This window comes from Nitrospira sp., assembly GCA_016788885.1.
Taxonomy (GTDB): domain Bacteria; phylum Nitrospirota; class Nitrospiria; order Nitrospirales; family Nitrospiraceae; genus Nitrospira_A.
Window position 1 is genome coordinate 41,417 of record JAEURX010000013.1, and the last position, 12,803, is coordinate 54,219.

Below are 12,803 nucleotides of genomic sequence, written 5' to 3' on the forward strand. Positions count from 1 at the left end.
TCTGCTTCATGGCTTGATGGGCGCAAGGTATGCGCTCCTCTCCAGTGGCCCCCTTGGTCGCCTGTGAAACTTTCTTGCTTCCTTTTAAATCCCTGTGCTATAAGGTGTCGCTCATTAGCCTATTACTTAGGACACATTCGAGCAGTTGTGGCTAGCCTTCTGGGCGGAGTGTCTAGCAGAAAGTTCAGCGCGCGGTGGTCATTATTTACCAACCTAATCGCATCTCTTCTTAATCTCTTTAAGGAGGTAGGTCATGGGTAAGACGATGGTGGCAGTATTTTTCGGCCTGGTCATGCTGGTGGCTGGGGCATCAGGCGCATACGCGCTGCAAGCTGGCGGTGTCGAAATCGGTGATTTAGATACCGGTTCTGTCGTTGGCCAACCGTTTAAAGAATTGATTGTGGATGCGGAATTATACGCCGTCGAAATCGGCAATATGAAGGCGTGGTATCCGCCGGTGACTGTGATTGATTTCAAGGTGCGGCCAGGTCGGCCCGTGGTGTTGAAAGTTACGAACAATTCGTCTGCTGATCATGGGTTCCAGATGACCGATCCTGTGAATGCTGCTTCGCCGTTTGTGATGAAGGCGGAAGTGGTGCTCAAGCCGGGCGAGACGAAGTATATCGGAGTTCCGACCAGTGATATGTTCAATGCGACCCAGGGGAATACCTTGACCTATCGCTGCCATTTGCACCCGGCGCATGTCGGTGGCAAGCTCGTCATGATCAAGTAGTTCATTTCCGATAGTCGTTCATAGTACAACGCCCCAACTGCAGTGATGCAGTTGGGGCGTTGGCATTTTTGCCATCATAGTGGCGAGAGCGAAGCGCCCGGCTACACTTCTTGTTCCTTCTGGCATTCAGCAGCCGTATCCAGCGGGATGCTTTGGATCCCCTTGATCTGTCCCTCCACGATCAGCAGCAGGAAGCGACTTTCCGTCGGGGGAGTCTGTCGCCGCTCTGTCACGATGGCGTTCATATCGACAATTATTTCATCGCCGTCCCATTGGGTGTCGTTCACGATCCAGAAGTGACTGGCGGCATCCGGAAACTGCCGAGTCACGAAACTTTCTATCACGGTCCCGATATCGCCAGGATCGGTCATGGCATAGGCTGGGGACGCGGCGAGAGCTAGGCCCGCAAGCAGTATGAGGCGAGTAAAACTTCTCATTTGGTCCTCCCGTTGAGAGGATGGGACATCACGGCGCAGCGTGTCCACGTGAGCGCAGTGGCCGACGCATGCCACATATCTATTTAAAGTCTACAGCGGTCGAGCGGGGAAAGCCAGGGAAGTGTCTGTTGTCGCTGGGGAGTGAAGTCGGATCCGGTTCGATCTAGAAATAACGAAGGCTCCCGGAGGAGCCTTCGTAGTGCCATGCAATAGCTACTGGTCTGAGACTTAGTTGCGAACACCGCTCCAGACTTTAGCCGGATCAATTTCCTTGTCCGGATTCAGGGTCTTGGCCTTCTCCAGCAACACGTCGGTCGTCTCCGGGTAGGCGGGATCGGCGATGCAGCAATTGTCCACTGGGCAGACCGCTGCGCACTGGGGTTCATCAAAATGTCCGACGCACTCGGTGCAGCGATCGTGCGTGATGACATAGATGTTGTCGCCGACGCCTTGGCCGTCTCCCACATGGTTGCCTTTGCCTTCAGCATCGCTGCGCGTTTCGAAGATCGCTTCATTGGGACATTCTGGCAGGCATGCCCCGCAGGAAATACATTCGTCGGTGATCAGAAGCGCCATGGCCTGTGCCTCCTTCTCGGTTCCTTTTGATGACGGATAAGATGTTGACAATTTCGTGCCGCCGCGACCATAGTTCGCGGCGAAACAGGTCCGCATTTTATGCTGGCGTTCTTCGGCAAGTCAACAGAGTGCGGCTTGGTAAGAAGGCCTAGCATGAGGAAAGTCATGGGGCTTTGGGCCCAATATACATGCGGCTCTGCGCGTGTGTGATCACGTGTGTGGTCAGATGAGGATGCATCAATGTTCGACAGCATGTGGGTATGGTAACGCGTTCGGGCGGAGCGGAGTCGGAGCAGCGTCGCAAGAAGATTGTGACGTTTGTGCTGCTGGTGATCTTGCTGATCAGCGTCAGTCTGTTTCTGGGGGGACCGAAAGAATCGGAACTCATCATTGTCGAGTTTCCGAATGGGAAAACCATGGAAACGGAGGTGGCGAGTACGCCGGAGAAATTACTGTTCGGCCTTGCATTCAGGGAAGGATTGCCACCCGACACGGGGATGCTCTATATCTTTGAATCGACCGGGTTGCATCGCGTGGCGACCCGGCAGTTCCGTATTCCCGTCGACATGATGTGGATTGATGAGAGTCACCACATCGTGCACATTCAAGAGCAGGTGCCGCCTTGTGCCCAGGACCCCTGTCCGCTCTATGGGCCTCCCCCCGAGCCGGTGCGCTATCTCATCCAGGCCGAGGCGGGCTATGCCAAGCGCGCGGAGATTGCGCTCGGGATGGAGCTTAGATTTACGCTTCGTATGTAGAGGGAGTGCATGTTGGTTATGGAAGGGTTTCAGCGTGTCGCCACGGTCGAGGAGATTCCGCCAGGCCGGGTGAAGGTCGTCAAGGTGAATGAACGTGATATTGCGGTATTCAATATCGACGGGCGATTTCACGCGATTTATAATTCCTGTCCTCACGAAGGCGGGCCCCTGCACAAGGGGCGCGTGAAGGGGCACGTGGTTTCCTGTCCCTGGCACGATCTGGCGTTTGATGTGCGAAATGGTCAAGGCACGGACGGTGGGGGCTACTGTGTGGGGAGTTATGACGTGCGTGTCGAGGACGGGCAGATATTTGTGGGTGCCAGACGGAAGGTCTAGTCGCGCGAAATTCTGGTCGAGGTAGGAAGGGCATCTATGAGTCCCTTGAGCAAAGTGGTTCCGACAGGCACTGAACCGGAGGCGGGCGCGAAGATGATCAAGGCACGGCTGGGTGCATCAGTGCACATCCGGCTCTGGGAGGATCGTACGAGGGGGGAGCAGTGGGTTCCCTACTACGACCCCGGTGCTATGCCCCTGGTGGAGGACGATTTTCTCCGTACCGCCAGCAACAATGCGGTCGATGCAGGACAGCGCAGTTTCGAGTTCAGGCCGGTGACTGCCGGGATGCATCGATTGATATTCGAAAAGCGGATGGGATGGAAATTTACGGCTGAAGACCGGCAGATTTATTATGTGACGGTGTCCTGACATGCCTGGTCTGGAAGGAGACCATGCCTGATATTGCCTGTGTGAATGGTCGCTTTGGTCCCCTGGCTGAAGCCGTGGTCAGCGTCGAAGACCGTGGGTTTCAGTTCGGCGACGGCGTGTATGAAGTCATTCGCACCTATCGGGGGCGTCCCTTCGCCATCGACGAGCATCTGTCCAGGCTTGAACGTAGCGCTCAGGCGCTGCAGCTTTCCCTGGGCTATACGAAAGCGCGGTGGATCGCGTTGATCGAGGAAGGCCTGCGACGGAGCAGTCTTCCCGAGACGAAAATTTATCTCCAGATCACGCGCGGGCAGGCGCCCCGCGATCATCCGTTTCCTGCCGAGCTCTCGCCGACCACTGTATTGACCTTTCGCGAACTCCATCCCCTGGATTTGTCGGTTCGCCAGGCGGGCGTTCAGGCTATTTTGTTGGAAGATATTCGGTGGGGGCGTTGCGATATCAAGAGCGTCAATCTCTTGGCGAACGTCCTGGCACGTCAACGGGCAAAAGAAGCCGGCGTCTTCGAGGCAATCCTGCTTCGAGATGGTGCAGTCACCGAAGGATCGGTCAGCAATGTCATGGTCGTGCAGAACGGAACCATTCTGACGGCACCCGAGGGGCCACGCATTCTTTCCGGAGTGACGCGTGCCAAGGTCCTGGAGCTGGCGAAGAAAGAGGGGATTCCGGTTGCCGAGACCGTTGTCAGACGCGAAGATCTCCTTGGGGCATCGGAAGTGTTTTTGACCGGGACGACGGTGGAAGTGCTGCCGGTCGTGCGTGTGGATGGGCAGGCCATTGGCCCCGCAGTTCCCGGCCCCATGACGCAGCTTCTGTCCCGTCGTTGGGAGGCCTTGCTCGGGTAGCCGTCCCTTGCTTTCACTTCTATGGCATGGTAAGGTCTCACCGCTGTAAGTGGGCCTGGGCCCACTTTTTTGTTTGAGCAACTTTTGCATATGCGTGACGTGGGAGCAGTGTCGGTAGGGAAGCCTTCGGTGAAACGCGCTGAGGCGCTGAACCTTCGCGTGCAGGAAATTGCGGCTCCTATTCTTCGTTCCCACGGTCTTGAGTTGGTCGAAGCGGTCTGTGTCGGCCAGGGACCGCGGACCGTGGTTCGAGTGTTTATCGACAAGCCCGGTGGGATCTCGCTGACGGACTGTGAACAGGCGCATCGTTCGTTGAGCCCGGCGCTGGATGTCATTGATCCGTTCCCGCATGCCTATACGTTGGAAATATCCTCGCCGGGGTTGGATCGTCCGTTGCGGAGCGTGCAGGACTATCGGCGACTAATCGGGCAGCGAATCACGCTCAAGCTGCGCCAACCGATTCAGACGCAGTGGCGGCTGGAGGGTGCCGTGGCCGATGTGGATGACCAAGCGGTCACCCTATCGGTCCTGCAGAAAAAGACTGTCGAAACGTTGCGAATTGAGTTTGACCATATTGCGCTGGCGCGCCGAAAAGTTGAGTTTTCGAAATAGCCGGAGCCGCCGAGGGCTGTGTTAACCATGAGGTGTGAGCTATGAACCGAGAGTTGATCGCCGTCATCGATGAAATCGGCCGTCAAAAAGGGATCGACAAGGCCCGGGTCATTGGCGCGATCGAGTCCGCGCTTCAAACTGCCGCCAAGAAACGATTTGGCCAGGCTGAAAACATCCAGGTGGAAATCGACAGCAAGACGGGAGAAATTTCGGTCGTCTCCAAGAAAATTATTGTCGATACCGTGGCCAATCCCAAAGCTGAAATCTCCCTGAAGGAAGCTCGCGAGTATGACGAAGGTGCGGAGGTAGGCGACGAGATCGGTTCTCTGATCGAGATGGATGAGCTGGGGCGTATCGCAGCTCAAACGGCCAAGCAGGTCATTTTTCAAAAAGTACGCGAGGCCGAGTGGGAAGCCGTTCAGAAGGAGTATTCGACACGGCAAGGCGACTTGGTCAACGGCATTATTCTGGGCATGGAGCGCCGGAACTTTCTGGTCGATCTCGGTAAGACCGAGGCGATTCTCCCCATCCAGGAGCAGATCCCGCGTGAAACCTATCGCCGAGGAGATCGTGTCAAGGCCTTGTTGTTGGAAGTGCGTCGAACCCCTAAAGATGTGCAGGTGATTCTCTCTCGTAGCCATCCCCAGTTTGTCGCCAAGTTGTTTGAGCTGGAGGTGCCGGAGGTCGGGGAGAAAATCGTTGAGATCAAGTCGATCGTGCGCGAGCCTGGTGACCGCACGAAGATCGCGGTGTCGTCGCGGGATAAAGCCGTGGATCCGGTAGGGGCCTGTGTCGGCATCAAGGGGTCGCGCGTGCAGGCGGTGGTCCGCGAGTTGCGCGGAGAGAAGATCGACATTATCACGTGGACGCAGGATCCTCGCGTGTTCATCGCGGAAGCATTGAATCCGGCGACGATCGAAAAGGTTGGCATCGACGAAGAGAAAAAGTCGGCCTTGGTGGTGGTGGCGGATTCGCAATTGTCGCTGGCGATCGGGAAGAATGGACAGAACGTCCGGCTTGCGGCGCGCCTGACTGGTTGGAAGATCGACATCATCAGCGCCACGGAGTACGAGAAGGAAAAAGCTGAGCGGGATCGGGATATCAAGGCGGCTTTAGCGGAAGAGACGGAAGCCCAGCGCCAGCAGGACGAGGCGCGGGCTGCAGCCCAGCAGGCGGACTAACGCGGCTCGGTGGTCACGAGCCGAATGGCAATCATCTAAGCGGGTGGAGCTGAGCGGTACTGTATGCGCGTGTACGAATTAGCAAAGCAGCTGGGGATGGAAAATCGGGAGCTGATTCCTGAACTGAAACGGCTCGGGATTCCGGTGGCATCCCACAGCAGCGCCTTGGATGATGATTCGGTTCGCGTGGCGATCGAGAAGCTCAGCTCAAAAGCGCGAGCTGGTGAGGCTTCTGCTGGTCATGAGGGAAAGAAGGCGGGGCGTGCCAAAGAGCATGGCGCGACGCACGCATTGGTCCATGAAGAGCCACCGAAGCCTGATAAAAAGCGTATTCTGATCAAGAAGAAGAAGGAAGAGGGTGCTGAGGAAGCCGTCGCGCCGCTGGCTGCGGCGGAGGCGGTATTTGCGCCGGCTGCCCCACAAGGGGCGGAGGTCCCGTCGGTTGCGGCTCCTGAGGCGACCGCTCCCGAGGTCGTAGAGGCGGCATCGCCGGAGCTGGCCCCGGTCGAACCGGCCGTCTCGCAGCCACCGGTGGCTCCGGTCGTGGAGGCGGTGGCGACCAAACCCGCTCAAGTTTCTGTGGTCACGCCAACTCTGCCCGATGCGGGGGCGAAAAAGAAGTCTCCTGCAGCGGAGGCGCTGGAAAGTGAAGCGGCTGCCCGTGAGAAACTGAAGAAGGCCAAGAAGGCACCTCGGACTCGAGAGGAAGACGAAGCCAAATTCAAGAACGACGCCACCCGATGGGGTGATCTGCGCGCGATTCCCGTACAGCGGCGTGAGGACCGGTCCAAGCATATTCATCACGCCTCGCCGACGGAGATCACGAAGCCGAGAAGGAAAAGCGTGAAATTAAGCGCGGGTGTCAGTGTGAAGGAGTTTGCGGAACTCATCGGTCAGCGGCCGGCGGATGTGGTCCGGAAGCTGATGGAGATGGGGCAAATGGTGACCTTCAACCAGTCCATCAATCTTGAGGCGGCTTCCTTGATCGCCGAAGAGTACGGGACCAAGGTGGAAGTTTCGACGGAAAAGGCCGGCGAGGCATTGCTGGAAGAGGCGGCGCAATCGTCCGGCGAAGAACAAGCCGTGCCGCGCCCGCCGGTGGTGACCATCATGGGCCATGTCGATCACGGGAAAACCTCCTTGCTCGATGCGATTCGGCAGACGAAGGTGGCGGAAGGCGAAGCTGGGGGCATCACGCAACATATCGGGGCCTATATGGTCGGGGTGCGCGACAAGCAGGTGACATTCCTGGACACTCCTGGTCACGAAGCGTTTACGGCGATGCGTGCCCGTGGTGCGAAAGCGACGGACATCGTGATTCTAGTCGTCGCCGCTGACGATGGAGTGATGCCGCAGACCGTTGAGGCGATTCATCACGCCAAGGCGGCCGGGGTACCGCTGATCGTGGCCGTGAATAAAGTGGATAAGCCTGGAGCGAACGTCGATCGCGTCAAGAATGCGCTGACCGAGCACGGATTGGTGCCGGAAGCGTGGGGCGGTGACACGATCATGGTCGAGGTCTCGGCCAAGCAGCGGACGGGTTTGGAGCAGCTCTTGGAGATGATCCTCCTACAGGCGGAAGTGTTGGAGTTGAAGGCAGATCCCACGCGCATGGCCAAGGGATTGGTTATCGAGGCCAAGCTGGATCGCGGCCGTGGACCCATCGCGACGGTGCTGGTGCAAAGCGGCACGCTCCATGTCGGCGATGCGTTTGTGGTCGGCAATTTCAGCGGACGTGTCCGCGCGCTCATTACCGATACGGGAAGAAAAACTACCGAGGCGGGACCGTCAGTGCCTGTTGAGGTGATCGGGTTGCCGGGAGTGCCGTCAGCCGGCGATGTCTTCACCATCGTGAAGGATGAGCGGGTTGCGCGAGAGATCGCTCAGGAGCGGGCGATGAAGCAGCGGGCTGCTGAGTTGGCTGGTCCGGCGAAGGTGAGCCTGGATGATCTTTTTGCCAAGATTCAGGAAGGCAACGTCAAAGAGTTGCCGATCGTGATCAAGGCCGATGTGCAGGGCTCTGCGGAAGCCTTGGCGGCTGCGGTGGAAAAAATGCCCGCAGGCGCCGTCAAGTTGCGCGTCATGCACACCGGGGTCGGGGGCATTACGGAAACCGACGTGCTGTTGGCAGCGGCTTCCAAGGCCATCGTGATCGGATTCAATATCCGTCCGGAGCCGAAGGCTGCGTCGTTGGCGGAGCGCGAAGGGGTGGATGTTCGCCTCTATAGCATCATTTATGATGCGTTGAATGACATTCGTGCCGCGATGGAAGGGCTGCTCGAACCGACCCTGAAGGAGCGTGTGCTCGGACGGGTTGAAGTGCGGCAGATGTTTACGATCCCCAAAGCCGGCTTGGTGGCCGGTTGTTATGTGGTGGATGGCGTCATCTCCCGGGCGAGTGCCGGTGTCCGCGTAATTCGGGACAGTGTGGTCGTCTATGAAGGGAAGCTGGGCTCGCTCAGGCGCTTCAAGGACGATGTGCGTGAAGTGCAGCAGGGATATGAGTGTGGTGTCACGGTCGAAAACTTCAATGATCTCAAAGCCGGAGACATCATTGAAGCGTTTGCGATCGACAAGGTCGCCGCAAAGCTCGAACCAGTCAATCGTGGCGCGGCGCCAAGCCATCGGGCATGATCGTCGGGCTCTGTACGGTCGAACTGTTTATCCCCGATGGCCATTCGTTGAAGGACAAGCGGCAGGTCCTGCAAAGTCTGAAAAGCCGGCTGCGGGACAAATTCAATGTCTCGGTGGCTGAGGTTGGTGATCAGGAGTTGTGGCAGAAAGCGATTTTGGGGTTGGCCTGCGTGGCGAATGAATCCTCGCACGTGAACCAGGTGCTCGACCAAGCCGTGAATTTGATTCAGGCGGTACCCACAATCCAGTTGTTGCGCTCGCGGATCGAATTGCTGTAAGGCCGCCTCATGTCAAAGTCGACATACAGCCGGGCCGATCGGGTTGCAGACCAAATTCGCATGGAAGTGGCAGACATTCTGATGCGGAAGATCAAAGATCCGCGTGTGCGATCCGTGACCGTGACGGATGTGGAGTTGACGAAGGATCTGCGCATCGCGCGGGTGTTTGTCACGACGATGGAGCAGAACAAAGACGAGCGGCATGTGTTCGACGGGTTGGCGAAGGCGAGCGGCTTTGTGCGGGCGGAGTTGGGGCGGCGTTTGGCCTTGCGATACCTGCCGGAAGTGATCTTCATGAAGGACGTCAGCGGTCCTCGGGCGGATCGGGTGCTGAAGCTGCTGGACGGATTACACAGTGACGCGGTGAAGGAAGAGGTGCTCGTGGAATCCCCTCGCACCGATGTCTAGCATATGATTGCGATGCCATCGACGGAATCCCAGGTCGTGCGGAAGCTTCAGGACGGCGTGCTGAATGTCCATAAGGAAGCTGGGTGGACGTCTCACGATGTGGTGGCGCGCATCCGTGGGAAGCTCCGCGGGGTGAAGCTTGGGCATGCGGGCACGCTGGATCCTGCGGCAACCGGGGTACTGCCGCTGCTCCTTGGTCGCGGTACACGCATCGCAGAATATTTGTTGGAGTGGGATAAGGCCTATCTGGCCGAATTGCGGCTTGGTGAAGCGACCGATACACAAGATGCCACAGGGACCGTACTCCGACGCGTATCCACTGACTCGTTGAACGAAGCCCGTCTCCGAGAGGTCGTGGCGCGGTTTCAGGGTCCTATTCAGCAAATTCCCCCCATGTATTCGGCCGTGAAGGTCGGAGGAGTTCCTCTCTATAAATCTGCGCGAGCCGGCAAAGATGTGATGCGTCAGGCGCGTGAAGTGACCGTCTATCGGCTCGACATTGTGAACATTGCATTCCCGCGAGTCATGCTTCGCGTGACCTGCTCGAAGGGCACGTATATTCGCACATTGTGCGCAGATATCGGAGAGCAGTTAGGGACCGGCGGCCATATGGCCGCCCTCGTTCGTGAACGGGTGGGGCCCTTGGTGCTGGAGCAGGCATTAACCGTCGGCGAGGTCGAATCCCGGTTGGCGCAGGGGACCTTGGAGGCCTCAGTGCTGACGTTGGACGAGGCGCTGGTCGGGTTGCCGATGTGCACGGTGGGTGCTGGAACTGCCAGGCGGGTGTTGCATGGCATGCCGGTTCCGGGTTCGGAGGTGTTGGGTTGGGACGGGGTGCCCACGGCGTGTTCTGATGGCGCCAGCCGAGCGATCCGGATCAAGGACGAAGCCGGGCGCTTGCTCGCGATCGGCACGCTGCCAGCTGGCCTGGGTATGCAGGGGAGTCGCGCAGATGAACTCCCGATTGCCGTATCAAAAGTGTTAGTCACAGACGAGTCACAGGGGTCGAGTATTGCGAACTCAATAGAGGAGTAGAGACGTATGGCACTGGTGAAAGAAGTGAAAACGGAATTGGTGAAGAACTTCCAGAAGCACGAGAAGGATACCGGATCTCCGGAAGTGCAAATTGCCATTCTGACGAATCGCATCACGTATCTGACGGAACATTTTAAGCTGCACAAGAAAGACCACCACTCGCGGCGTGGATTGTTGACGTTGGTGGGCCGACGCCGTCGGTTGTTGGACTATCTTCGACGTATTGAAGAAAGCCGCTATCGGGCCGTCATTGAGCGTTTGGGGATCCGCAAGTAGTCGGGTGATCGAATCGGCCGCCACCCTGGTTTGTGGCGGCCGACCTATTGTCCCCGCAGGTGAACACTGAAACACGTTCAAGTGGAGGGTGCCGCAAGCCGTGGTGCCGGGAGAGGCGGAGGGTCCGCTCGTCATTTGAACGTATCTCTGTGGGCATCTGTGGGATTTAACCGGAGGAGACCATAGATGAAACATGTTGTAGAGATCGAGCTGGCGGGCCGCCGCTTGACGCTGGAAACCGGCCGAATTGCCAAGCAGGCTGACGGTGCGATTTGGGCCACGTACGGCGATACCGTGGTGTTGGCGACGGCCGTCGCGTCCCAGACGGCCAAACCAGGTGTGGATTTTCTCCCGCTCACCGTGGATTACCAGGAAAAGACCTACGCGGCCGGCAAGATTCCCGGCGGGTACTTTAAGCGCGAAGGCCGTCCTTCGGAACGAGAAGTTCTGACCAGCCGGTTGATTGATCGTCCCCTTCGTCCCCTCTTTCCCGAAGGCTACTACTTTGAAACGCAGGTCATTGCCTCGGTCCTGTCGGCCGATAAGAGCGGCGTGTCGGATGTGATCGGCATCATCGCCGCCTCGGCGGCTCTGGCGATTTCTCCCATTCCGTTCAACGGACCGATCGCCGGCGTCAAGATCGGCCGCGTGAACGGGCAGCTTGTGGTCAACCCGGATCTGGAAACGTTGGAATCCAGCGAACTCCAGCTTGTGGTGGCGGGTACTGCCGATGCTGTGATGATGGTGGAAGCGGGAGCCAATGAGTTGCCGGAAGCGACGATGCTGGAAGCGATCGAACTGGCGCACAGCGAGATCAAGAAAATCGTCGCGAAGATTGAAGAGTTGCGCGCGCTGGCCGGGAAGCCGAAACGAGTTGTGAAGCAAGAGTCGATCGATGCGGCATTGGCCGAACAAGTACGCAAGCTGGTTGCCGGACCGATTCGCGAAGCGATCCTGATTCCTAACAAGAGTGCGCGGCAGGAGCGGTTGGATCAAGTATTAGCCGAAACGCTCACGGCTCTCAAATCGGATGAACCGAATCGGGATCGACACGTCAAGATCATCTTTCATGGATTGGAATACACCGAAGTCCGCAACATGATTCTCGAGAAGCGGGTGCGCGCGGATGGTCGCGGGCCTGCCGACATTCGCCCAATCACCTGTGAAGTGGGTGTGTTGCCCCGCGCGCATGGATCGGCGGTGTTCACTCGTGGAGAAACGCAGAGTTTGGCGGTCGTCACGTTGGGGACCACCGACGACGAACAGCGTATTGACGCTCTGGAAGGGGAGTACATGCGCACGTTCATGCTGCATTATAACTTCCCGCCCTTCAGTGTCGGCGAGGCACGGCCGCTCCGCTCTCCGGGACGACGTGAAGTCGGGCACGGGGCGCTTGCCGAGCGCGCGCTGAAGTCGATCATGCCTGGCAAGGATAAATTTCCCTATACGGTCAGGATCGTATCGGAAATTCTGGAGTCGAACGGCTCCTCGTCCATGGCGACGGTGTGCGGAGGCACTCTGGCATTGCTGGATGCGGGTGTACCGATCAAGGAACCCGTCGCGGGCATCGCCATGGGGTTGATCAAGGAAGGCAACCAGGTGCTGGTGTTGTCTGATATCCTCGGACTCGAGGATCACTTGGGCGATATGGATTTTAAGGTGACCGGGACGAAGAATGGTGTCACGGCCTTGCAGATGGACATCAAGATCGGTGGAATCACGTCCGACCTGATGCGTGAAGCGTTGGCCCAGGCCAAAGCCGGCCGGCTGCACATTCTGGGATGCATGGCTCAGGCACTGACCGCTCCGCGGACCAAGTTGTCCGCGTTCGCTCCTCGGATTTTCCCGATGAAGATCAAGCAAGACAAGATTCGGGACGTCATCGGCCCGGGCGGGAAAATGATCCGCAGCATCATCGCGGAGACAGGTGTGAAGATCAATGTCGAAGACACGGGCGACGTGACGATTGCGTCATCGGACGAAGCCTCGGCACAGAAGGCCATCGATATGATCAAGCGCCTGACCGAAGAAGTCGAAATCGGCAAGATTTATCAGGGCACGGTCAGGAAAATCATGGATTTCGGGGCTTTTGTCGAGGTTCTTCCTGGCACGGACGGACTGGTGCACATCTCTCAGTTGGCTCATCACCGGGTGAAGGCGGTGACCGACGAAGTCCGAGAGGGTGACCAGATCATGGTGAAGGTGTTGGAAATCGACAAGCAGGGGAAAATTCGCCTCAGCCGGAAGGAAGCGATGCCGGCACCAGCGGGCGCCCCAGCCACTGAACCGACGCCTGCGGGATAATCG

Annotated in this window: 15 protein-coding genes; 13 read left to right on the top strand and 2 right to left on the bottom strand. The window is 58.0% G+C overall.

The annotated features are described in order from the left end of the window. Positions 1-253 precede the first annotated feature (253 nt). Positions 254-733 (top strand): hypothetical protein, encoded by a 480-nt coding sequence (locus JNL86_03105; GenBank protein MBL8041889.1) that lies wholly within the window; start codon positions 254-256, stop codon positions 731-733. Between the two features lie 101 nt (positions 734-834). On the opposite strand, the gene JNL86_03110 is transcribed toward JNL86_03105, so the two are convergent. Beyond that, entirely contained in the window at positions 835-1,170 is a 336-nt protein-coding gene (locus JNL86_03110) for a hypothetical protein (protein ID MBL8041890.1), read from the bottom strand. A 228-nt stretch (positions 1,171-1,398) separates the two neighbouring features. Beyond that, on the bottom strand, positions 1,399-1,746 hold the full coding sequence (locus tag JNL86_03115; protein ID MBL8041891.1) for a 4Fe-4S dicluster domain-containing protein: 348 nt from the start codon (positions 1,744-1,746) through the stop codon (positions 1,399-1,401). Between the two features lie 260 nt (positions 1,747-2,006). Between JNL86_03115 and JNL86_03120 the strand changes: the two genes are divergently transcribed. The 12 genes from JNL86_03120 (at position 2,007) to pnp (ending at position 12,800) form a co-directional block, all read left to right on the top strand. Beyond that, entirely contained in the window at positions 2,007-2,504 is a 498-nt protein-coding gene (locus JNL86_03120) for a DUF192 domain-containing protein (protein MBL8041892.1), read from the top strand. A 9-nt stretch (positions 2,505-2,513) separates the two neighbouring features. Then, the gene (locus JNL86_03125) at positions 2,514-2,840 is read left to right on the top strand and encodes a Rieske 2Fe-2S domain-containing protein (protein MBL8041893.1); all 327 of its coding nucleotides are present in this window, start codon (positions 2,514-2,516) and stop codon (positions 2,838-2,840) included. 36 nt (positions 2,841-2,876) lie between these two features. Then, positions 2,877-3,209 carry a protease inhibitor I42 family protein gene (locus JNL86_03130; protein MBL8041894.1) on the top strand — a complete coding sequence of 111 codons (333 nt, stop codon included), beginning with the start codon at positions 2,877-2,879 and terminating at the stop codon, positions 3,207-3,209. A 23-nt stretch (positions 3,210-3,232) separates the two neighbouring features. Next, positions 3,233-4,072 (top strand): D-amino-acid transaminase, encoded by an 840-nt coding sequence (gene dat / locus JNL86_03135; protein ID MBL8041895.1) that lies wholly within the window; start codon positions 3,233-3,235, stop codon positions 4,070-4,072. Between the two features lie 90 nt (positions 4,073-4,162). Further along, entirely contained in the window at positions 4,163-4,684 is a 522-nt protein-coding gene (locus JNL86_03140) for a ribosome maturation factor RimP (GenBank protein MBL8041896.1), read from the top strand. Positions 4,685-4,725: 41 nt separating this feature from the next. Beyond that, entirely contained in the window at positions 4,726-5,865 is a 1,140-nt protein-coding gene (nusA, locus tag JNL86_03145; GenBank protein MBL8041897.1) for a transcription termination/antitermination protein NusA, read from the top strand. 63 nt (positions 5,866-5,928) lie between these two features. Continuing rightward, a complete protein-coding gene (infB, locus tag JNL86_03150; protein MBL8041898.1) occupies positions 5,929-8,499 on the top strand; it encodes a translation initiation factor IF-2 in 2,571 nt (856 codons plus the stop codon). After that, complete coding sequence (locus JNL86_03155; GenBank protein MBL8041899.1) at positions 8,496-8,777, top strand: DUF503 domain-containing protein; 282 nt, start codon at positions 8,496-8,498, stop codon at positions 8,775-8,777. Before infB ends, JNL86_03155 begins: the two co-directional genes overlap by 4 nt. Before the next feature lie 9 nt (positions 8,778-8,786). Next, positions 8,787-9,185, top strand: coding sequence for a 30S ribosome-binding factor RbfA (rbfA, locus tag JNL86_03160; GenBank protein ID MBL8041900.1), 399 nt, complete (start codon positions 8,787-8,789; stop codon positions 9,183-9,185). Positions 9,186-9,197: 12 nt separating this feature from the next. Further along, a complete protein-coding gene (gene truB, locus JNL86_03165; GenBank protein ID MBL8041901.1) occupies positions 9,198-10,220 on the top strand; it encodes a tRNA pseudouridine(55) synthase TruB in 1,023 nt (340 codons plus the stop codon). A gap of 6 nt (positions 10,221-10,226) precedes the next feature. Then, positions 10,227-10,496, top strand: a complete 270-nt coding sequence (gene rpsO, locus JNL86_03170) for a 30S ribosomal protein S15 (GenBank protein ID MBL8041902.1) — start codon at positions 10,227-10,229, stop codon at positions 10,494-10,496. 186 nt (positions 10,497-10,682) lie between these two features. Further along, positions 10,683-12,800 (top strand): polyribonucleotide nucleotidyltransferase, encoded by a 2,118-nt coding sequence (pnp, locus tag JNL86_03175; protein ID MBL8041903.1) that lies wholly within the window; start codon positions 10,683-10,685, stop codon positions 12,798-12,800. The last annotated feature ends 3 nt before the right edge of the window (positions 12,801-12,803 follow it).